The sequence below is a fragment of the Paenibacillus sp. F4 genome (assembly GCF_002894905.1).
Taxonomy (GTDB): domain Bacteria; phylum Bacillota; class Bacilli; order Paenibacillales; family Paenibacillaceae; genus Paenibacillus; species Paenibacillus polymyxa_B.
Genome location: NZ_POVS01000017.1, coordinates 458,824 through 481,687, shown reverse-complemented (window position 1 = coordinate 481,687; position 22,864 = coordinate 458,824). Strand labels below are relative to the sequence as shown.

At 45.9% G+C, this 22,864-nt stretch carries 20 protein-coding genes; 2 read left to right on the top strand and 18 right to left on the bottom strand.

Going from position 1 to position 22,864, the window contains the following annotated elements; all coding sequences use genetic code 11:
* Window positions 1-14: 14 nt before the first annotated feature.
* The 4 genes from dnaJ to hrcA form a co-directional block, all read right to left on the bottom strand.
* Complete coding sequence (dnaJ, locus tag C1T21_RS20875) at window positions 15-1,145, bottom strand: molecular chaperone DnaJ (RefSeq protein ID WP_103049592.1); 1,131 nt, start codon at window positions 1,143-1,145, stop codon at window positions 15-17.
* Between the two features lie 246 nt (window positions 1,146-1,391).
* Entirely contained in the window at window positions 1,392-3,236 is a 1,845-nt protein-coding gene (gene dnaK / locus C1T21_RS20870) for a molecular chaperone DnaK (protein ID WP_103049591.1), read from the bottom strand.
* 87 nt (window positions 3,237-3,323) lie between these two features.
* Complete coding sequence (gene grpE / locus C1T21_RS20865) at window positions 3,324-3,896, bottom strand: nucleotide exchange factor GrpE (RefSeq protein ID WP_103049590.1); 573 nt, start codon at window positions 3,894-3,896, stop codon at window positions 3,324-3,326.
* Window positions 3,897-4,016: 120 nt separating this feature from the next.
* Window positions 4,017-5,048, bottom strand: a complete 1,032-nt coding sequence (gene hrcA / locus C1T21_RS20860; protein WP_029515358.1) for a heat-inducible transcriptional repressor HrcA — start codon at window positions 5,046-5,048, stop codon at window positions 4,017-4,019.
* A 327-nt stretch (window positions 5,049-5,375) separates the two neighbouring features.
* Between hrcA and C1T21_RS20855 the strand changes: the two genes are divergently transcribed.
* Window positions 5,376-5,942 (top strand): hypothetical protein, encoded by a 567-nt coding sequence (locus C1T21_RS20855; protein ID WP_223821925.1) that lies wholly within the window; start codon window positions 5,376-5,378, stop codon window positions 5,940-5,942.
* An 82-nt stretch (window positions 5,943-6,024) separates the two neighbouring features.
* On the opposite strand, the gene C1T21_RS20850 is transcribed toward C1T21_RS20855, so the two are convergent.
* The 6 genes from C1T21_RS20850 to gpr form a co-directional block, all read right to left on the bottom strand.
* Entirely contained in the window at window positions 6,025-6,501 is a 477-nt protein-coding gene (locus C1T21_RS20850) for an N-acetyltransferase (protein WP_013311174.1), read from the bottom strand.
* A 157-nt stretch (window positions 6,502-6,658) separates the two neighbouring features.
* A complete protein-coding gene (gene hemW / locus C1T21_RS20845; protein WP_039272303.1) occupies window positions 6,659-7,846 on the bottom strand; it encodes a radical SAM family heme chaperone HemW in 1,188 nt (395 codons plus the stop codon).
* A gap of 553 nt (window positions 7,847-8,399) precedes the next feature.
* A complete protein-coding gene (gene lepA, locus C1T21_RS20840) occupies window positions 8,400-10,214 on the bottom strand; it encodes a translation elongation factor 4 (RefSeq protein WP_029515362.1) in 1,815 nt (604 codons plus the stop codon).
* Between the two features lie 71 nt (window positions 10,215-10,285).
* Complete coding sequence (locus tag C1T21_RS20835) at window positions 10,286-10,798, bottom strand: hypothetical protein (protein WP_103049589.1); 513 nt, start codon at window positions 10,796-10,798, stop codon at window positions 10,286-10,288.
* Window positions 10,799-10,825: 27 nt separating this feature from the next.
* Window positions 10,826-12,085 carry a stage II sporulation protein P gene (locus tag C1T21_RS20830; protein WP_103049588.1) on the bottom strand — a complete coding sequence of 420 codons (1,260 nt, stop codon included), beginning with the start codon at window positions 12,083-12,085 and terminating at the stop codon, window positions 10,826-10,828.
* Window positions 12,086-12,310: 225 nt separating this feature from the next.
* Complete coding sequence (gene gpr / locus C1T21_RS20825; protein WP_039272306.1) at window positions 12,311-13,312, bottom strand: GPR endopeptidase; 1,002 nt, start codon at window positions 13,310-13,312, stop codon at window positions 12,311-12,313.
* A gap of 198 nt (window positions 13,313-13,510) precedes the next feature.
* On the opposite strand from gpr, the gene rpsT reads away from it, so the two are divergent.
* Window positions 13,511-13,783 (top strand): 30S ribosomal protein S20, encoded by a 273-nt coding sequence (gene rpsT, locus C1T21_RS20820; protein WP_013311181.1) that lies wholly within the window; start codon window positions 13,511-13,513, stop codon window positions 13,781-13,783.
* 141 nt (window positions 13,784-13,924) lie between these two features.
* Here rpsT and holA read toward each other — a convergent pair whose 3' ends face one another.
* From holA to C1T21_RS20780, 8 genes are all read right to left on the bottom strand, one after another.
* On the bottom strand, window positions 13,925-14,956 hold the full coding sequence (gene holA / locus C1T21_RS20815) for a DNA polymerase III subunit delta (protein WP_103049587.1): 1,032 nt from the start codon (window positions 14,954-14,956) through the stop codon (window positions 13,925-13,927).
* A gap of 212 nt (window positions 14,957-15,168) precedes the next feature.
* Window positions 15,169-16,626 carry an anti-sigma factor gene (locus C1T21_RS20810; RefSeq protein WP_103049586.1) on the bottom strand — a complete coding sequence of 486 codons (1,458 nt, stop codon included), beginning with the start codon at window positions 16,624-16,626 and terminating at the stop codon, window positions 15,169-15,171.
* On the bottom strand, window positions 16,623-17,171 hold the full coding sequence (locus C1T21_RS20805; RefSeq protein WP_013311184.1) for an RNA polymerase sigma factor: 549 nt from the start codon (window positions 17,169-17,171) through the stop codon (window positions 16,623-16,625). The genes C1T21_RS20810 and C1T21_RS20805 overlap by 4 nt, the downstream gene beginning before the upstream one ends.
* A 228-nt stretch (window positions 17,172-17,399) precedes the next feature.
* Window positions 17,400-18,356 (bottom strand): iron-hydroxamate ABC transporter substrate-binding protein, encoded by a 957-nt coding sequence (locus tag C1T21_RS20795; RefSeq protein ID WP_258012572.1) that lies wholly within the window; start codon window positions 18,354-18,356, stop codon window positions 17,400-17,402.
* A gap of 158 nt (window positions 18,357-18,514) precedes the next feature.
* Window positions 18,515-21,082: a DNA internalization-related competence protein ComEC/Rec2 gene (locus C1T21_RS20790; protein ID WP_258012590.1), complete on the bottom strand. Its 2,568-nt coding sequence runs from the start codon at window positions 21,080-21,082 to the stop codon at window positions 18,515-18,517.
* A complete protein-coding gene (locus tag C1T21_RS28170; protein ID WP_223822149.1) occupies window positions 21,012-21,164 on the bottom strand; it encodes a hypothetical protein in 153 nt (50 codons plus the stop codon). The genes C1T21_RS20790 and C1T21_RS28170 overlap by 71 nt, the downstream gene beginning before the upstream one ends.
* Window positions 21,165-21,343: 179 nt before the next feature.
* Entirely contained in the window at window positions 21,344-21,862 is a 519-nt protein-coding gene (locus C1T21_RS20785; RefSeq protein WP_025723414.1) for a deoxycytidylate deaminase, read from the bottom strand.
* An 88-nt stretch (window positions 21,863-21,950) separates the two neighbouring features.
* Entirely contained in the window at window positions 21,951-22,598 is a 648-nt protein-coding gene (locus C1T21_RS20780) for a ComEA family DNA-binding protein (protein WP_103049584.1), read from the bottom strand.
* Window positions 22,599-22,864: the final 266 nt, after the last annotated feature.

Below are 22,864 nucleotides of genomic sequence, written 5' to 3'. Positions count from 1 at the left end.
ATTCCTAATTGGGCTTAGTCGCCTCGGAAGGCGCGCTTCACACGGTCAAAAAAAGACTGCTCATTCTCATGTGTCTGCTCTCCGCTAAGCGAAGAGAACTGGCGCAGCAAATCCTTTTGTTCCTCACTCAGTTTACTAGGCGTTACCACAACTACCTTAATATGCTGGTCACCCTGACCTACGCCGCGCAGTTTTGGCACACCTTTTCCTTTAAGACGGAAGTAAGTACCAGTTTGTGTACCTGCTGGAACTTTCAGCTTCACTTTCTCGGTCAACGTTGGGATCTCGACTTCATCTCCCAATGCTGCCTGTGAGAACGTCAGCGGAATTTCACAGTAGATATCGTCTCCCTCACGCTCAAAGAAGTCATGCGACTTCACACGGAACACGACGTACAAATCACCTGCCGGTCCTCCGTTGACACCGCCTTCGCCTTCACCGTTAATACGCATTTGTGCGCCGTCATCCACACCCGCTGGAATGCGGATATGAATTTTACGTTGCTTGCGTACCCGACCCGAACCGCTACAAGTCGAGCATTTTTCTTTGATGATTTTACCGGAACCGCCGCAATTGGAGCAGGCGCGTCGATTAACCATACGACCAAACGGTGTATTCTGCACCACTTCTTCCTGTCCGCTGCCGTGGCAGACGGAGCAGGTTTGTGGTTGAGTACCCGCTTTGGCTCCCGTACCGTGACACGTATCACATGTTTCCGTACGTTCAATATGAATGTCGGTTTCTTTACCGAACACCGCTTCCTTGAATTCAATCGTCATCGTATATTGAAGATCGTTCCCACGCTGCGGTGCATTCGGATCGCGTCGACCGTTGCCGCCGCCACCAAAGAACATATCAAAAATATCGCCAAACCCGCCACCGAAGTCGGCACCACCACCAAAACCGCCTCCCATGCCCTGGTTCGGGTCTACATGACCATACTGGTCGTATCTTGCCCGCTTCTGACCATCGCTGAGAACATCGTAAGCTTCTTTCACTTCTTTAAATTTAGTTTCCGCGTCCGCAGCCTTGTTCACGTCCGGATGATACTGACGCGCAAGCTTACGGTAAGCCTTTTTGACTTCTTCATCCGAAGCGCCCTTCGCGACGCCCAGCACCTCATAATAATCACGCTTATCAGCCAATGTTCCACCCCCATGCCTACAACGTGTCTGCACTACATATAAAAGGAAAGCCAAAGGCACGGGATGACCCGGCTTTGACCTTCCCATCATTTCAAGGCAGTACAACCCGTAATATGCTTATTTATCTTGGAAATAACTGTTACCCTTCGGCTAATTGTTATTTATCAAGGCAGCTACGCTGCAATTACTATTCAGTATATCATAACGCATCGGTGTACCGTAAAGCTACACTACCCGATTCGTAGCTTAGCCTTTCTTCTGATCTTCGTCAACAACTTCATAGTCCGCATCAACTACATTGTCGCGACCTTTGCTGTCTGCTGCACCGTCTTGAGCTTGTTGAGCCTGTGCTTCTTGAGCAGCTTGCTCATACAGCTTCACAGACAATTGCTGAACGATTTCAGTCAGTTCTTCAGTAGCTTTTTTGATATCTTCCAGGTTGTCGGTTTCCAGCGTTTTTTGCAGATTTTCTTTAGCTGCATTTGCTTTTTCGACTTCGCCTGCGTCCGCTTTTTCGCCCAGATCTTTAATCGTTTTGTCTACAGAGTAGATCAGTTGATCCGCAGCGTTTTTCGCTTCTACCAAATCTTTGCGTTTTTTATCTTCTTCCGCATGCAACTCGGCATCCTTCATCATACGTTCTACTTCCTCGTCACTCAAGCCGCTGGAAGATGTGATCGTAATTTTTTGGCTTTTGCCTGTGCCTTTATCTGTAGCGGATACGTTCACGATACCGTTCGCATCCAGATCAAAGGTAACTTCGATTTGTGGTACACCACGTGGTGCTGGAGGGATATCTCCCAATTGGAAACGACCCAGTGTTTTGTTGCCTGCTGCCATTTCACGTTCACCTTGCAACACGTGAATTTCTACGCTAGGCTGATTGTCGGCATATGTCGAGAATACCTGCGATTTGCTCGTAGGGATCGTCGTGTTACGATCAATCATTTTAGTAAATACGCCGCCTGCAGTTTCAATACCGAGGGACAGTGGAGTTACGTCAAGGAGTACAACGTCTTTCACATCACCAGTCAGTACACCCGCTTGAACTGCCGCGCCCAAAGCTACCACTTCATCAGGGTTTACGCCTTTGTGAGGCTCTTTACCTGTCAGCTTTTTGATTGCTTCTTGTACAGCCGGAATACGTGTGGAACCGCCGACCAGAACGATTTTGTCGATGTCGCTGGCACTCATGCCTGCATCTTTCATTGCTTGACGAGTAGGTCCCAAAGTACGTTCTACCAGACCTTCAGACAATTCTTCAAATTTCGCACGAGTCAGGTTCAACTCCAAATGCTGTGGAACTCCATCAGCTACTGTAATAAACGGCAAAGAAATCGTCGTTGTCAGTACGCCAGACAGTTCTTTCTTCGCTTTTTCCGCTGCATCTTTCAGACGTTGTACAGCAGCTTTATCTTTGCTCAGGTCAATGCCTTGATCTTTTTTGAACTCATTTACGAGGTAATCAATAATTACTTGGTCAAAGTCATCGCCACCCAGCTTGTTATCGCCGCTTGTTGCTTTAACTTCGAAGAAACCGTCGCCCAGTTCCAGAATGGATACGTCGAATGTACCGCCACCCAAGTCATACACGAGGATCGTTTGATCTTCAGATTTTTCCATACCGTATGCCAATGCAGCTGCTGTTGGCTCATTGACAATCCGCAGAACTTCCAGACCGGCAATTTTACCTGCATCCTTGGTTGCTTGACGTTGACCGTCATTGAAGTAAGCTGGAACAGTGATAACAGCTTGGGAAACCGTTTGTCCCAGGTAAGCTTCAGCATCGGATTTCAGCTTTTGCAAAATCATAGCGGAAATTTCCTGTGCGGAATATTCCTTGCCGTCAATGTTTTCTTTATGATTTGTACCCATGTGACGCTTGATGGACATAATTGTACGATCCGGGTTCGTAATTGCTTGGCGTTTTGCCGTTTCCCCTACAGTACGTTCTCCATCTTTTTTGAAACCAACAACGGAAGGGGTTGTGCGTGCGCCTTCCGGATTTGGAATAACGACCGCTTCGCCGCCCTCCATAACAGCCACACAAGAGTTGGTTGTACCTAAGTCAATACCGATTACTTTGCTCATCGGACAATTCCTCCTTCTGTATATACGAGGCCCGCAGGCCAGAATGGTTGAACCAAATTGATGTATTTCTAATGTATATTGAAAAAGTTACATGCTCACTTTTACCATCGCTGGACGAAGCACCTTGTCCTTCAGCATGTATCCTTTTTGTACCTCTTCAACGACGATGCCTTCCTCATGCTCTTCGCTCTCCACCTGCATAATAGCCTGATGGAAATCAGGATTAAACGGTTGTCCCACCGAATTCATGGCCGTTACACCCTCTGCCTGAAGCACACTCTCAAACTGGCGGAAAATCATTTCCACGCCTTTGCTGAATGACTCAGACTCCACTCCTTGCGGTGCTGTTGCCAGCGCACGCTCGAAGTTATCCAAAACCGGCACCAACTCGGTAACCAGCTTCATAGATGCATATTTGGCAAGGTCTTCTTTTTCTTTCAGCGTACGACGGCGAAAATTATCAAAATCCGCCTGAGCGCGTAAAAACCGTTGCTGATGCTCTTCCGCCTGAGCGCGAAGCTTAGTCAGCTCTGTTTCGCTTTCTTGGTCTTCCAGTGCCGCCGCTTCATTAACCGACTCTTCCTGCTGGCTCGTTTCGGCGGCTTCCTCTGTGCTTACATTTTGTTGTTTTTCTTCTTGGAACGCTTGTTCTTCCTTCAAAATGTTTCACCTCCTTCAAGTCATAACTACCTTTACAAAAACACGCAACAATGCACCCGCGCAGGATACGACCGTATCCTAGCGCGGAACATGTAGGACCGCAACCTATGCGGTCTTGTTCTATTTAAACCGCTGCGTTAGCATTGCGGTCAAATCCTTAGACAGGATACCCAAAATATTAATAACTCTCGCATATTCCATCCGTGTCGGACCCAGTATGCCTATAGTGCCCAACGCTTCTCCGTCTACTGCATACGTAGCAGTAATCAGGCTGCAATTGGCAAACGCCTCATGATCATTTTCAGTGCCGATCCGGACTTGAATTTCAGGTGCCCCGACAACTGGTGTCATTAGTTTAAGCAGCGTTGGTGTCTCCTCCAGCAAATCGAGAATATGTTTAACCTTTTCTACATCTTTAAATTCAGGTTGATTGAGCATGTTCGTCGCACCGCTCAAATACAAGCGCTGATCCGATTCATTATCCAGTGCTTTATCCAGCACCTTCATAGCATCCTCAAAATGAGACACATGTTTCTCCATCTCCTGACCAAGTGCGGTGTAAAGGCGTGATTTAAGCTGATAAATCGGCACACCGACCAGTTTGCTGTTCAGTAAATTCACAACCTTCTCCATCTCGGAAATCGAAATTCCCGGTGGAATATCTACCGTTTTATTCTCCACCTGACCGGTATTGGTCACGATTATCGCCACAGCCGTCGTTTCGTTGAGCGGCAGAAGCTGAAAATGACGCAATGAAGTATGAAAAACCTCCGGCCCAAGCAGGATGGAAGTATAATTGGTCATATGGGACAAAATGCCTGACGCATGCTGGATCACTTGCTCCATTACATTCAGCTTTTCGGCGTAAAAGGCTTTCAGTTCCCGCATTTCCATAGGCTTCAACGTATTCAGTGGCACCAGATGGTCCACATAATAACGATAGCCTTTATGAGACGGGATGCGTCCCGCAGAAGTATGGGGTTGCTCCAGATAGCCCTGTTCCTCCAAATCCGACATTTCATTACGGATCGTGGCCGGGCTGAATCCGACATCCTGCCTTTTGGATATGCTGCGGGAACCCACTGGCTCAGCCGAACGAATGTAGTCATCAATAATCGCATTCAGAATGAGTCTCTGACGTTCGGTTAACAAGCGAATCCCCCCTTGTTGTTTATCCATAATAGCATGATTGTTAAATGGAATCATTAGCACTCGTTCGCGATGAGTGCTAACCGATAATACAAAAATACCAAACCGACCTGATCATTGTCAAGTCAGATCAGTATTTTCAATAAACAAGATTTATCACAACAGTTTAGTTTACTGGAATGAATCCAGAACGTTTACACTTTTTCACGAAAAATCTCAATATCCAGCGTATAAAAACCGTATTTATGTATAGTGACACAGAAAATAGAAAAATTCGAGACTATGTCTCCATACCATTATAGCTTCTTTGTCCTTGAGGAGGAATTAAATTTGAGAACTAATCGCCGCAACCTTTTATACGCATCGATCGCACTTTTACCTACAATTTGTATGTTTCAGATTTTAATTGAGTTGTTTCCGTATACAGGACTAGGAAGAATAGTTGCTTTGCCATTGGTTTTCATCCTGAATGCAGCCCTTATTATTTCAGTCATCCATTTAATTCGTAAATTTAGCCCCCTGTGTTGTGCCTTAATCTTGGTTCCTACAATACTTTTAAGCATATGGAATACCATTTTGTTTTACCCTCAAGAATTCAGTCCAAGTATTCCCAAGCAAATAAAATACAGTATATCGGCAATACAACATTACGATGATTTAACACTAGCCGATTGGGAAGGATATACATATAGTCCAAGCAGAAGCGGAGCGTCTGAAAGATATGTTGTCGCCTTGTATAAATATAAATACCGAGTTCCATTAGACGGCACTGCATACTTTTATAATGATACTGATTATCATAAGGACCATCCCATAAGAAGCCTGAATGGAATACCTTCCGAACTGGAGCCTCATCATCAATTCATTTGGTGGTTGCTCAAAACATATGAGAAATGAACCAGGATTAAACAATGTAGGCTGTATAATATACGCATGATTAGGTCCTGATAAAAAAAGAACTGACCTCATTATTGACAGGTCAGTTCAGTACTTTCAACACTGCGATTTCATCACAATTGTTTTGTTTACTACAGTGAATGCAGTCGGTCCATACCTTTTCAGGGAAAATCTCTTTGCTTACTACATCAAAACCGTTTTTTATAAAAAAGGAGACCTCGTAGGTCAATGCCATAATTTTAGGAATACGTTGCCGCCGTGCTTCTATAATAAGGCCCTCCACGAGCTTAGAGCCAATACCCATACCTTTATGTCCTTCAGAGATGCCAAGGGAGCGAATCTCTACCAGATCAGCGCCCAATTTGCATAAAGAACCACAACCAACAACTTCGCCGTCCACCTCTGCAACAATAAACAGCTCCAGTTGGCGCGTAAGCACTTCCCTCGAACGTGGCAGCATAATCCCCCGCTCTGCATAGCCGCTAATCATTTGATATAAAGGCTCCACATCCTCAGGAACCGCACTTCTGCACAATACATCTTTACACACTGAAGCCATCTTGCTCTCCTCCTGCCGCTTGCCGCATATAATGAATAAATATACAACATAACGCATAGAATCGCAATACTCCATTTACCCTGCTGTGACAGAATGGTGTTATAAAATGATTGTCCCAGCTTACGAAGTTGAAACGTACTGTGCTGAAGCCTACGACTTATGAATTTACCGTGATAGAACCGATGAACTCTGCAAATACATCATTTCCGAATAAAATGCCGCGTTCACTCAAACGATAACCGTCCTCAATTGATTCGATTAACCCCGCATTGAGCATTTTTCCGAGAGGAGCAGTAAACGTATCCTCCAATGCCTGACCGAATTGAGCTTCAAAGCGGGACTTGGAAACGCCCTCTAGCATTCTCAAACCGACCATAAGAAAATCCTCCATAGCTTCCGCCGCCGGCACCTCAAAGCTATCCAGACGTGGCAAACCATTACGACTAGCCTCCACATAAGGGTTAATGCCCTTAATGTTCATATGACGCTCTCTGCCAACATATCCATGTGCCCCAGCGCCAAGACCGTAATAGTCCTCATTTCGCCAATAGGTCATGTTGTGCTTGCTCCCCAAGCCCGGTTTTGCAAAATTACTAATCTCATACTGCTCATAGCCCGCTTCTTTCATGCGACGCATGAGGAGTAAATACATTTCCAGTTCATCATCCTCGTGTGGAAGCGGTAGCTGATTTTTCTGATACAGCGTGTGGAAGAGCGTGTTTTCTTCAACCTTCAAGCTGTAGATAGAGTAATGAGGAAGCTCCAGCTCTAGTGCTCTACTGACGCTTTCATGCAGCATGTCCACCGTTTGATTCGGCAAACCAAACATCAGGTCAATCGACAGGTTGTCCAAACCTACCTTACGGGCGTTTTCCAAACTACGATATACGTCATCTGTACTGTGAATGCGACCTATGCCTGTGAGTAGCTCATTCTGAAAAGCCTGTACACCAAAGCTCAGTCGATTGACGCCGCCTTCTTTCATCACAGAGAGTTTTTCAAAATCAGTGGTGCCTGGATTGGCTTCCATGGAAAACTCAATATCTTCCGCCCAATGTGGGAAATAGGTTCGGACGCTCTTCAGGAAATATTCCATTTCTTTCGGGTTTAGGGTAGTTGGTGTTCCACCCCCGACAAAAATGGTTTTAATCTCTCCTGGCGGGTGAAGCTTGACTGTATGTTCCATCTCCCGTTCCAGTGCATACAGATATTCCATAACAGGTTGATCCTTGAGCACATAAGAGTTGAAATCACAGTAAAAGCATTTATTCGTGCAAAAAGGTATATGCAGGTAAACCGCTTGAGGCGCGGATGAATGTTCATGTTTTTGTATGGATGCGGTCATACCGATCCTCCTTGTCAATTCAGAGTGTGGTGATTGAAAAAATGGCGAAGAGGGGGAGAACGCTCCGTGGATGGATCATTCTTCCGATCGCTGTTACCCCCGGATTTTTTCTTTCTAAATAAACTTAATAGGGTAAAATCCGGGGATAAAGGCGAACGCTAACGCTTCTTCAGAACGATTCTATCCACTCCGCTGCTGCCCACCACCATCGGTCATTTTTTGTGATGTAGGTGTTGCAGTAAGAGTAAAGCATCTTTAGAAATACGCTAAAGATGCTGGTGTTATACTATTTTTGCAACTGAAATAACAAACACTCCATCTCTGGATAGCTTGCTCAAATAAATAACGTCCATTCTCCATGCACGGCAAATGCCCCATGAAAGAATGGACGAATACCGCTTGGAATCAAGCGGATCGTAATACCTTAGGGTACTCACAGAGTGATTGTACCTAAGCTACTACAGGATCATGCTGTTGTTGCTTATGTGTATTCAATTCATATACACAATTCTGATGTATCGAATTCAACACTGAGCTGCTGATTCAAGCAGCTTTACTCATCTATTTTCAGTACCGCCATAAATGCTTCCTGTGGTACTTCTACGTTACCGACCTGCTTCATACGCTTCTTGCCCTCTTTTTGCTTTTCAAGCAGCTTCCGTTTACGAGAAATATCGCCGCCGTAGCATTTGGCCAAGACGTTTTTACGCATCGCCTTAACGGTTTCACGCGCCACAACCTTTGTTCCCACAGATGCCTGGATCGGCACCTCGAACATTTGACGCGGGATTAGCTCGCGCAGCTTCTCACAGATAATACGTCCGCGATGATAAGCCCGATCTCTATGCACGATGAACGACAGCGCATCGACCTGCTCGCCATTCAACAAAATATCCATTTTCACCAGGTTGGACTGGCGATAGCCTGAAATCTCATAATCAAAGGAAGCATAGCCTTTGGTACTTGATTTAAGCTGATCGAAGAAATCATATACGATTTCAGACAGCGGAATTTGATACGTAATGGTTACCCGTGTCGTATCCAGGTATTCCATATTTACGTATTCCCCACGCTTGGTTTGACAAAGCTCCATCACCGTACCTACGTAATCATTAGGGACGATAATACCTGCTTTTACATAGGGCTCTTCCACATGTTCAATCCGTCCGATTTCCGGATAATTCGATGGATTGTCGATCTGGATCGTTTCCCCATTCGTCAACTTTATGCGGTAAATAACACTTGGTGCCGTTGTAATCAGCGGAATGTTAAATTCACGTTCAATCCGCTCCTGGATAACGTCCATATGAAGCAGACCAAGGAATCCGCAACGGAAGCCAAAACCCAACGCGCTTGATGTTTCCGGCTCAAAACTGAGCGAAGCATCGTTCAACTGTAGCTTTTCAAGCGCCTCACGCAGATCGTTATACTCCGATGTTTCGATTGGATACAGACCGCAATAAACCATCGGATTTATTTTGCGATAACCTGGCATCGGTTCTAATGTTGGATTTTTTGCATCTGTCACCGTATCCCCGACACGCGTATCACCCACATGCTTGATACCGGCAACGATAAAGCCAACATCACCGATATTCAGCTCGTCCACGATGTTCATACGCGGCATAAAAGCACCAACTTCAATAACTTCAAACGTTTTGTCAGTCGCCATCATTTTAATTTTCGAACCGGCTCGGATACTACCATCCACGACGCGAACATATACGATAACGCCTTTATAAGGATCATAGTGCGAATCGAAAATGAGTGCCTTCAGCGGATTATCCGGATTACCTTGTGGAGCAGGCACACTTCTGACTACCTGCTCCAAAATTTCCTTGATACCGATTCCAGCTTTGGCTGAAGCATGTACGGTCTCGCTTGTATCCAAGCCGATAACATCCTCGATTTCCTGTTTTACCCGCTCAGGATCAGCACTTGGCAAATCAATCTTGTTAAGCACCGGCAAAATCTCCAGATTGTTGTCCAACGCCAAATATACGTTAGCCAACGTCTGTGCCTCGATTCCCTGCGCGGCGTCTACTACCAGCAAAGCACCTTCACAGGCTGCCAAACTACGGGATACCTCATACGTAAAATCGACGTGTCCCGGTGTATCAATCAAATTCAAAATGTACTCTTCGCCGTCATCGGCCTTATAAGTGAGTCGCACTGCCTGGAGCTTGATCGTAATTCCGCGCTCCCGTTCCAGTTCCATCTGGTCAAGCACTTGCTCCTGCATTTCACGAGAAGTGAGTGCACCGGTATATTCTAAAATCCGGTCAGCCAGCGTGGATTTACCATGGTCTATATGTGCAATGATACTAAAGTTCCGAATTTTACGTTGTCTTGCCAAAATGTCAGTCATGCCTTACCCCCACACAATGCCTAGTGTCAATCAGCTTATTATAGCAGTTGTAAGAGGGGTCAGCAATATTTCTATTCTGTTACTCCATCAAATACAGATACGACCCATCGAATGCCCTGTCTCGACAGGTTTTGAAGCAGCCCAGCTGTTTTGTCCGCCATGGTATCCACCGAGGCTTGCTGTTCCTTGACGGCTAGCAGTTCACGCGGTGTCTCCAGGCCCTGAGTATTGACATGCTGCGCAGTCGTCGAATACCACCTGGATGCCCCGAGCTCCGTCTGTTCCTCATTTTCTTCCCTTCCACTAGCTTCGTTTATACCCGCTCCCGTTGTCGGCTCAACCTTAACATTTCCACTAGTGCTATACGTACCGCTATATGCACGAGTGTTAGCTGCGGGTGTATCCTCAATAACCATCTGTTCATATCCGACTTTCTGTTGATTTACCGATTGAATCGTATCCCCGTTCCATTCCGGTCCATACACTGAACGCAGGCCAGATCCTGCAAGTTGCATACCGAGTAGAATACCTGCCCCCATGAGCAGTACAAATCCAAGTGCTTTCTTACGAAAATGTCCAGACATTACCTTTCCCCCTTACCGCTACCTCATTTAATTGCCACTGTTGCTCTTTTTTGTATCCGATACGTTAGTGCCCGCTTTCTGAGCTTTCTGATCCTCCCAATACACTTCACCGATCATGTCCGCCAAAACGTCCGAGGTACGTTTCAACTCCTCCTCGGTGTTGTCAATACCCCCGATTTCGATCAAAATACTGTGGGAAGACAAGCTTTGATTGTACTCACCGTTATTGCCTTTGCCACCATCTTTCCCCCATACACCACGTGATACGCCGTGATACGATTTTTCCAGCTTTTCATGAATACGAGCAGCAAAAGCTTCATTTTCGCGCCAATTTTTGTTGTCATGTCCGATAATAAAATACACCTTGGCATAAGAGAGCCCATTAATGGTTGCTGTTGTTTTTCCGTGACGTTGTGAATCTCGATGGATATCAAGCAAATAAGTTAAACCTTTATTTCCAGCTAAAGCTTCCTTGACTGTTTCGCGTGAATATTTATAGGAATAGTTCCAATTGTAATTTTGAACTGTAGTGGCATAATCCTTGTTTACATGCAGTGTGGATATCCCTTGCTTTTCCAGCCTCTTCTTTACGAAGTCCCCTACCCTTGACACATTGGCTGATTTAGAACCTGAATTGGGGTTGGAACTGGTTTTGCTGAGTAGTGGGTTATATGCTTCTCTGGGATGAGAATGGTAGATTAATATACGCTTGTCCCCTTTGGCCGTATCACCTGGATGATCCTCACGTGCCGGATCTGTTTGCGGTGTTGTCGGAATATCCGGTGTAGTAGTCGGTGGGTTCTCAGATGCATCTAAGCCACCAGGGGCATCCGTCGTTCCCTGATCGGGCTGATAATCCGTAGGACCCTCTACTTTGGTGTTCCCCGAACCCTTGCGCAGCAAGACAGGTGCTCCTGCAGACATGCCAGGAATCTCACGAGAAATGAGACTTTTGGGATCCTGCGGATTAATACCTGTAAGCATCTGAAAAACAAAAGGCGACCATTGTTCACCCGACAACGAAGATTGCTGCTTCTTTTGTGCCAAATGAGGTACTTCCATACCTAGCATATCCGCGAAAAAACCGCTGGACACCGAACCTGCCAATCCTTTCATGGAAGAAACAGGAGAGGTTTGTAAACGATTTTCTGCCAACCCTCCTAGCCCCAAAACGACAAATAAAAGCGCCGAGCCCATGATCAGCAGCACAAGCGTATGTCCCATCGCCAAAATTTCGATACCTTTTCTTCTCCATCTTCCGACGTTCCAGGTCTGAATTTTTTTCATGTGAGCCTTGTCCTCCTTCGTCCCGTCGAAACCCGCTTTATATTTGGAACATAGGGTTCCTATCTGCTGCGGAAATCTCTTATACTTCAACTCTATGAACGGAGAACAATTACTAGAACACAAAAAATCTCTATCACAGGTATATCACCTCCCTTTTTGAAAGAGATTAGATTCCTGTTAAATAGAGACTTTCGTGTATCGAAATACGATTGTACCAACCCTTGATTAATGCGTATAGGCGGCGACATTGCCAGGATCAACAGCTTCGTGCAGAGCAGCGTTCAACCCAGTAGCAATGATGTTCGCGATATCTTCAATAAATTCATCGATCTCTTTAGGAGTCACAATCAGATCATGCCCCAGCGGTTGTAGGACCTCTCTCACCAGCCCAAGTCTCTCAGGTTCTGAAATATCGTCCAACATCCCCAGGATTGCTTTTGTAGAAGCCTTTTCTTTGGTAAAATGTGTTTTCATCAGTTCAATTACGTTATTGACAATGGTCGAAGCGTAGCATACCGTCGGTACGCCGATAGCGATACACGGAACGCCCATAATATCCTTGGTGATACCGCGCCGCTTGTTGCCAATACCTGAACCTGGATGTATCCCGATATCGGCCACCTGAATGGTCGTGTTGACGCGCTCCAGTGAACGTGACGCCAGAGCGTCAATGGCAATAATCAGTTCTGGCTTTGTGCGATCCACGATGCCTTGAACAATTTCACTGGACTCGATCCCCGTAATACCCAGAACGCCCGGTGCAATTGCGCTCACATCTCGATAGCCCGGGTTGATTTGATCAGGTGTCAGTTCAAAAAATTGACGAGTCACCATTAAATTTTCAACGACAAGCGGACCCAGCGAATCGGGAGTGACGTTCCAGTTGCCCAGACCTACCACCAGTACCTTTGCCGTATTAGAGATTCCTATTTTTTGTATAAAATGCTCCATTTCTTTTGCAAATGCAATAGCGACACGTTGCTGGAGCCCCGTGTCGCCTTCACGCAGGCCGGGTACTTCTAGCGTGACGTAATGTCCTTGTACCCGCCCAATACGGTTGGCTCCTTCTTCATTCAGTACATCCAGCCGTGTGATTTTGATTCCGTTATCTTCCTCCACATTCTCACTTATGCCCGCCAGAGGTACAGGCTGATCCCGTTCGGCCAGTTCTCTTGCCTCTAATGCCAAATCCGTGCGTACCGCATACTTCTGCAAATCCAGATCCATCTTTTAAGCCTCCTTGGATACCATCTTTGACTATAGTGTGCGAGACACCCAACAGGTTTATGCACATCCATTTTCATCCTGTAATTTGCATCGCCTCAGAATGTTTTCTTATTGCAATTTGAGGTGTGGCATGCTAAAATATTTTAAGTTGTGAAACGTTTGTGTTCATAAGTAATGCCTTTACAGGAGGTGAATGTAATGCCAAACATCAAATCCGCTATCAAACGCGTTAAAACTAGCGACAAACGCCGTGCGTTGAACGCTTCCCAAAAATCTGCGCTTCGTACAGCAGTAAAAGCTGCCGATACAGCGTTGGTAGGTAACGAAGCTGAAACTGCTGCTGCTGCTTTCAAAGTAGCTTCCCAAAAGCTGGACAAGGCTGTAACTAAAGGTCTGATCCACAAAAATGCAGCTGCTCGCAAGAAATCCCGCTTGGCGAAAAAACTTAACGCTCTTACAGCTCAAGCGTAAGCAAGAGCTACTTTATACGTTAATGAAAAAAACCTGACCAGCCTTGGCTGATCAGGTTTTTTTAGTTTATAATTTTTATTAATTTATAGAGTCAGCTTTTCACGATACATTAGCTGACTCTATAACAGCACATGGGGGGAATTAGATTGAAGCCCCCGCACCCATTTTCATCAAAAATATTTCCAGTCCCAGTACCTTGTCAACGACACCTGTTTTCATATGATAATCCAGCTCGCCCAATTCGTAGAGAAGCTGACGCAGCTGCTCAGGGCGAAACCTCCGCGCTTGGTCTCCTGCAACTTTCACCCCATAAGGATGCAAACTAAGCTGACTCGCAATTTGTTGCTGGGAATAGCTTTGACCTGCTAGCTCTTTGACCTGCAACATAATACGGAACTGGCGCGTGATCAAGGCGGCAATCTTGATCGGTTCCTCTTTTTGCTTAAGCAACTCATAGAAAATACTGAGTGCCTTATCCAGCCGCAAATTAGCCAGATCCTCAACCATCGCAAATACGTTTTGCTCTGTGTTACGAGGCACCAGGGATTCTATATCAGCAGATGAGATCGTTCCCTGTGCTCCTGCGTACAAGCAGAGCTTGTCTATCTCGGCAGCCAAGGATTGCAGCCCGGTACCTGTGAATTGAATGAGGCTTTCAGCAGCTCCTGCAGCCAATTGCACTTCTCTTTCTCCTGCACGCTTATGAATCCAAGCCACAAGATCATCTCCACCCATTGGAGCAAAAGCAATAACCGAAGCATCATTTTTCAGTTTTTTGACAATCTTTTTCCGTTCATCCAACTTTTCAGCCTGAACCGTAAAAACGATGACGCTATAGTCAGTCGGGTTATCCATATAAGTCAACAGCGTCTCAATCCGGTGCTCTATCTTACCGCTATCTTTGCCTGCTGCAAATACACTGGTATCCCGTACAATAATCAGCTTCTTTGGTACCAGAAAAGGCGCTGTTTCCGCCTCCTCCACGACCACCTCTATTGGCGTTTCGGTTAAATCATAAGGAATGATGGCGAAGTCACGATGCTCCTCTTCCACCACTTTCTCTTTAAGCATCTCAACAAACTGCTTCATTTGATATTTTTCACTGCCGTATAGCAAATACACTGGCGAAATGTCGCCTTTGCGAATAGCCTTAGAGGCTGTTTTTACATCCATTTTCCGTTCCCCCCACCCACTGATCGTACCCGACATCCGAACGGAAGGCAAGTCATGATACAAACGAAGGGACCCTGCTATAGGCAGGATCCCTTCACCACCATCTATATCAACACGGCAGCAGAAAGCTCTAGAAACTTTCGGCCGTCGGGATACGACGTCGGTTCATATAGTTTATTCTCTGTTTTTAAAAGTGTGTCAACTTACGGAAACTATTTTCCAGTGCTGCGCGGGACGGTGTACGTATATTTACTTGCTGTCCCATCCTGCTCCGTCTCATACATAAAGGTCTGGCTGTCTTCTGACCAGCTTCCTTTGACCCAGGCACCTTTTAAAGTACGGACTTCCAGGGTTGTTCGGTCTACACCGTTATCGGAAAGCTTATACACTTTCAGCTTTTTGCCCTCAATAGCCACCGCATAGCTACCATCAGGCGAGTTGAGCTGATCTGTAGAGCCGGATTGGGCACTATAGCTGGAAGCATTATCGTTGTCTGGAGAGACCAGTGAATTAGATACAAAGCCTTCTTTACGAACCGGGTCTTGTGACACGGATGATTGCTGATCATTAGAAGCTGCATTGCTGCTATCCGTTCCCAAGGCATTCCCCGAATCCTTAGTGATGCTTTTGGAAGTCGTGTCTTTCGACGTTTCGTTTGACGCAATCCGCTCCTGCACCTTCAATTCCTGACTAAGCGACGAAGATGAATCATTCGTACTCGTGCTATCGTTATTACCGTCCTGAGCGGTACCCGTACCCGCAAGGGGTGCTTTTTCCATTTTCGGTTCCAACTGTTCATCAGGAGCAATCGTGGGTTGATCAGATTTTTCCTGACTTAACTGTTTGTCCTCAGATTTAGAAGCATCTGCAGCAGACGGATTTTCCTTTGCCACCTGACGATCCGTACGTAGCTGTCCCTGCCCTTCCTCCTGACGAGAAGAACGTTCAGCTGGTGCAGATTTCGTCGAATCTTCCTCCCCAGCTCGCTGATCGTCACGTTTCCCAGCATCCCGTTTGGAAGAGTTCTTTTCATCGTCTGCATTGGTTGCACCTTTGCTCAGGTCAGGATCTTTATCCGCAGGTAGCTGAGATGCATCCGTTCCTTGCCCCTGCTCTGACGGCTGCTGTGTAGAATCCGAACCAATGGCTGCATAACGGCCTCCACTGCCATTGGCTGTATCTGTAATTTCCGTCTGATTTTGCGGATTCGTCACTTCGGGCGTCTGGGTTGTAAGTATGCCTTCCGCATCCTGCACTGTTTTAGGCTCGAAGTTAAATACTACAATCCCCAGTACAACAGCAGCGGCAGCCACGCCCATGGCAGCGCGCCCAGCCATTCGGTTCCACCAAGGTGTAGGCTGGGTACTTTGTCTAGGCACTGGTCCAGGCTCTACAGTCACAGGCTGCATTTCCTGAAGCGCACTTCCCTGTTCTTCACGTGCGCGGTCAATGGCATCAAGCTGAGGCATGATGGAATCCACCAGGCTGAACGCCGGGGAAACCGCAGGCAATTCCTCCAGCTCGCGAGAGAGTGTCTGAAGAATAAGAAATTTTTCCGCACAGTCCGGGCAAGTCGCAATATGGTTCATTAATTGGGACGTCTCTTCTTCGCCCAGCTCATGATCCACATAACGCTGCATCCAATCCATCACCTCTTCCCCACACTTCATCCTGATACACCACCTTTCTGATATTCCTGAAGTAGCCCTTGCAATTGCTGTCTTGCACGATATAAGTATGACTTGACCGTATTTAGCGGCAAATCCAGAGAATCTGCAATCTCGTTATAGGAGAAATCCTGCAAATATCTTAAGACAATTACCGTACGGTGGTGCTCCGGAAGTTGTTGTATAGCCTCACGAACATCCTGTGCCATGTAAGAGGTCAACACCTCGACCTCCACATTTTGGGGATCGTTGAATATCATGTCGTGCTCGTCAATGGAAACCGAGGGTTTCGTTCTTCTGAATTTGTCGATGCATATATTCGTTACAATACGTTGGACCCAGGTTTTAAACTGCGCTTTTTCCTCATAAGAGTTAATTTTGGAATAGATCCGTATGAGGGCTTCTTGTGAAGCATCCATGGCGTCCTGCTCATTGTTTAGAATGTAATATGCCGTACGGTACACATGCTGTTCTATCTCTCTTAATAGGGTAATGAGAGCGTCGCGATCGCCCGATTGAGCGGCTCGAATGAGTCCCTGCTCTACCACAAAGGATCCCCCTCTCCCTGCAATATTACAGACGTATCCATTTTGCAAATTGTTGCAGGATAGACGTCTGACACTAATTTTATTTTTTTAACAAAAAAAATTATACCAAAAAGCCCAAAATCCCCAGCGTATCCTCCCTTAGAATAACAGAAAAAGGGAAGGTAGTCACCTTCCCTTAGCTCCTGCATACATCTAAATGCTAGCCTATCGAGCTGCAAGATTATATTGTTACTTCTTGGAAACCAAAAAATCCGATATGAGTTCTAATTGATAAGTCAGAGCAATCGGATCTTGAAAATAAAAATCGTCGATTGAGTATTGATATACTTTACCTAATTTAACGGCAGAAAGGTTCTTCCACACACTTTTAGATAAAATATCTTTTCCTTGGTCTGCTCCGTCGCCTCGAATACCCAACATTAAATAATCGGCATCGCCCAGCATCTCCGGTAAAGCCTCTATTGAAATGCTGGCCCACCCCTTCTCGAACGCTGCCTTTTCTACCTTCTCAGGAGCATGAAGTCCCAGCTCATCATAAAGTATGGCTCCTCCACGTCCATAAGATTTTCCATATAGATATAATTCTTTTCCTGTAATCTCAAAAATAGCGATTTTTTTACCCGAATCAATGACGTCAGACAAAGCCTGTTTCTTCTCAGCAATCATGGTTGCAAAATCAGCCAGGCATTTCTTCGCTTCCTGCTCCTTGTTCAATACTTTGCCCAGCTCCATCAGACGATCCTTATATTGATATTTACCATATGGAATAAACACAGTAGGCGCTATTTTTTTCAGATTTTCATATGCTTTCTCATCATAGGTAATGATCAGATCCGGCTTTAGGGTGATCACCTTTTCAAGGGACAACGCGTAGCTGTCACCGATATTTTCAACACCATTCAAGTATTTTTTATAATATGGAACATTAAATACGGTATCTGGAGCCCCTACAGGTGTAATACCAAGTGCTAGCACATCACCTACATAATCACCGACTGCTACTACGACACGCTGGGGATGCTCAGGAAGAGTAATTGTACCTTTATCACTTTCATATGTACGCGTGGCAGCCTCATCTCCAATTGATGTGGTCTTGGAAGCAGTTGATTGACCGCTTTCTGTTACAGTCCCACCCCCACTTGTAGCGCATGCACTCAATACCAGCATTAATGAAATGATGAACAAACAAGCTGATGCTCTAAATTTAAATAACTCATAATATCCCTCCCATTAATAATGATTCTCATTTTCATTACTCATATGATTCTATCAAAGCTTACAGCTACTGTCCATGCAGATTGGATTCAAAGCAAACAGCCCACTCCTGAGAGTGAGCACCCGTTTTAGTATGTTGTTGTATTAGTATCTGTTTTGTACTGTTTGCGTTGGTACCTCACACTCAGTTTTCCTTGCTGCGCTCGAATCTGTATCTCTCCCATCGTATCTGTTCGATATATAGCAGAATCAACTGCCGATAAACGTTCCAATACCGCTTCATTCGGATGTCCGTAAGTATTGGTCGCACCGACCGAAATAACGGATACTTTCGGTCGCCAGTAGGATAACCACTCTTCCGAGGTGGAATACTTGCTACCGTGATGTGCTATTTTCATGACATCTACAGCTTTCCCGACAGCCCCCATTCCCTTATCTTTCACACTTGATGAAAAACGAGTTAATTCAGAGAGCAACGACGACTCTGCTGCATCATCCATATCTCCTGTGAACAAAAAAGAGGCTCCCTCCATCTCCAATATCATGGCAACAGAGTAATGATTTTGCTCCTTCATAACAGGCAACTGCTCAGATTCGTCCTCCGGTAGCGTAAACGGATAGAGAAAGCGGATTTTCGTAGCCTGGTCTGGCTCCCATTCCATACTATGATGTGCACCGTACAGCTTAATCTGCTTGTCTAAAGCCGTGTTCAACAGCTTACGGAATGGGGCTTTATCTGTCAGGGTACCATTAAAAAACAAGGTAGATACGGGAATCTGGTCAAGCACAGCCTGTAGTCCTCCTGCATGATCATGATCTCCGTGTGTTAAAATGACAGCGTCCAGCCGATGTACACCTCGTTGCTTTAGCAAGGGTACAATCGTATCTTCACCTACCTCATAGGGATCTGCGCGTTTGCGCCAAGCATTTTTCCCTGTAGCAAAGTCCATTGTGCCCCCGCCATCCACCAAAATATGTTTCCCGCCCGGCGTTGTAATTAAAATACTGTCACCTTGGCCCGCATCTAGATATTGAACAGTTCCCGTATTTCCTCCACCAGGAGATTGGTAACCTGTATACAATATCCCAAGCCATGCGATAACACTTAGAGCCAGTGCCAAATGACGATAACCATTCCACTGTCGACTCGCAAATTTCCCTGCCCCCTTAGGTTCATGAGCCGTATGCAATATAGCCGCCCACTCTGGAGAAGCTGCTAATCCTGTATATATAGGTGATGAAATAGTAGAGTTCAAGACGGTAATGTCGTTCGTTTGCCTGCGGGATGTCAGCCATGTTTTGAGCCAGTACAAAACACTGTACAAAGCTGCGTAATACACCATGACCCACAGGATGGAGGAAGACGGCCAAATACTCACATAAGCATCATCCACATTCAGCCATTTCACTAGTAAAAAGGTCAAATCGTTCAATTGCTCTGCCGGCCACGCAAGAATACGAGCCCCATCCCCCCACAAAAAGGAAAGCCCCATCGCCACCGTACCTAATGGAAGCACGATATATGTAATAAGGGGTACAAGCACAAAATTGGCCGCAAATGATAACAACGAAAATTGATTAAAGTAGAATACCGTCATTGGAAACGAAACAAGCTGTGCCGTAATTGTAATCGCAACTTCACCGCCGATTAGGAAAGGCCATTTGGCGAAAAACGGCTTCATAAGCGGCATATAAATGAGCAACCCACCTGTCACCAAAAAGGAAAGCTGAAAGCTGACGCTAAGAAGATAATATGGATTCCAAATCAGCATGAGCAACGCGGATATACTTAGAATATTAAGTCCGTCTTTGAGCAACCCTCGTCGGGCTGCAAACAAGCCGATCATCGCCATAATTCCTGCCCTCACAACAGAGGGAGAAGCACCTGTCAGCAGGACATAAGCCGGAATGAGTATCATCACGACTGTAAGAGATGTCTCGCGGCTAACTCGTAACAGCCTGAGTAAATATAATAGTGTAGCTGCATATACTGCCACATGCATGCCCGATATTGCTAAAATATGCGTTAAACCAAGCTGCGTAAACTCGTTATACGTTGCTGGGTCCAACTCATCTGTTACCCCAAGTACCAGTCCTTTCATATATCCTGCGTGATGAAGTGATGTAAATGCCGATTCCATTCTCTGCCCTAGCTGCTCCCTAAGCTGATCATTCCATCTGAACAAAGTGTAGCGGTTCCACAGTGAAGCCTCCTGCTTCTGTAGCGAGGCTGCCCCATCGCCTTTGAAAAGCCAGTGGATTTCCTGTGTGTGCAGGTATTCACTGTAATCAAAGCCGCCAAAGTTCCCCGCTTTTGCAGGAGCCTTCAAGGTACCACGCAGTAGGATTGCATCTCCACGCTGCCATGCTGCCGCAAGTTGCTGTTCCTGCTTGGCAGCCAACTTGATATGAACAATGACCTGTTCAGAAATTAGTGCACGATTCTCGTCCTTTTTCGAATGACTTCCGTAGTGATTGATTGAGGTGACTCTCATCTCAAACTGTGTTCGATCACCATCTACCTGTACTTCAGAAGCGATAAGCCCTGCTACTTGAACAGGCATGTCTTCCAACATAGAAGACGATACATGAAGAGCATCGGGAATACTGCTAACATTATGCGTATCATGCCAAAACCAATGAAATCCACCCCCGCTGATTGCAAGCCAAAGTAATACCATATGCCGGATGGGGATTTTCATCCATAAAGCTATAAGCGGAAAGATCAGGGTAACCCCCGCCCAGAGCAACAAAAGCATACGCCCAGAATACAGACATGCTCCCGCACTTCCTGTAATCCAACAAACAGTAAGGGTCAATATAGGTCTAGTTAACACAAGATTAGCTTGAATACAATCACCTTCCGGTAGCAAACATTACTTTTTGTCCAAAATAAGCAAAACAAAAAGAACCTCTGACAAAAGAGCATTCGTCAGAGGTTCTTCCTCGTTTACTTTTTAATTCATTACATCCATCAGCGTTTCTTTCGGTGGATGATAGGTCTTCAGCATACGAAAGGCGATTCCCTTTTCCTCCATCATAGCACGAACCTTGTCGGCATCTTTGGGATAAGGTCTGTGGTATACAATCTCCACAATACCGCTGTTCGCCAACATATTGGCACACGTCCAGCATGGCTGGTCGGTGACATATACTGAAGAGCCTTCACGATCAATTCGGTCAGTAAACAGTAGCAGGTTCTGCTCCGCATGAATAGTGCGAATACAACGCTGCTTCTTAACCATTTCCTCGCGCCCATCACGGTGAACGACCTCATACTCCTCTGAGATCATACAGCCTGCCTCAGAACAGTCAGGCACCCCGGATGGTGCTCCATTATAGGCCGTCCCCAAGAGCTTTTTACCTTGTACAAGTACGGCTCCAACATGACGCCGCGCACAGCGCGAACGGGTGGATACCATATAAGCGATATCCATGAAATAGGTGTCCCAGTCCTTGCGTACATCTGCACTCATTTCCATCTCTCCCGTATAAACAAGTTAAAACGTAAACCATATCCGCTACCGCCGTTCTCAGAGCCTGTACATTGTAATCTTATATAAGTTACAAGCTGACATACGGCTTCATTTTCGCCAACATCTTAGCTCCGATTCCCTTTACATGATCCAAATCATTCACACGTTTGAACGCCCCATGCTGATTACGGTAGTTCAGTATAGCCTCGGCTTTTTTAGCCCCAACTCCTGGTAACTTCATTAACTCAGCAGCAGTCGCCGTGTTGATGTTTACCTTTTTTTCGCCGGAATCGGGTGTAGTAACCGAATCACTTACCGTATAGGTCCTACTCGTCGTTGCACCACTCGAACTAACAATACCTGTGTCTGAGCTCAGATTCGCAACACCTGACTGCTTTACGGTACTTGAATTTCCCGCAATAGAGTTTTCGCTCACAGCAGCAGATACACCAGTAGAAATCTGCATAGTATCACGTTTCACATTGTCAGCGGCTTCGGCATTCCTACTGCGCTCAGCTTTGTCTGAAGGTTCTTTTACAGCAGGCTTTATCTGGGCGTAGTCACTGCTGCGCTGCGACTCATTTGGCTCTGCCTCCATCGCCACAGCCTGCTCCACCTTATGGTTAAGTAAAGTCCACTCTTCTTGCGGCTCAGAGCGCTGTCCTCCGGCAAATAAAATAAGTCCACTCCCGATTACAGCAAGCGTTATCGCTGTTCCTGTCCATACACGTTTCATTTCCGTATCGTCCCCTACTCCACATGGATTTCAGGAAATTGAGCCGACTGAAAACACCGTCTCAATCAAACAGAGCAAGTCTGTCCAATTCCCGTTAAACCGGAGGGTGCAAACAACCTCCATACGGTCTCGCTGTGAGCATTTTTACAAAAAAGTGGTACGACCCCGGGCACGATCTAACATGCTCAGACATAAAATTCGTCATGTCGGCCAAGACCAGGCGCATACACTAAGAAGAATGACAGCTGACAGCACAGCGTCTATAC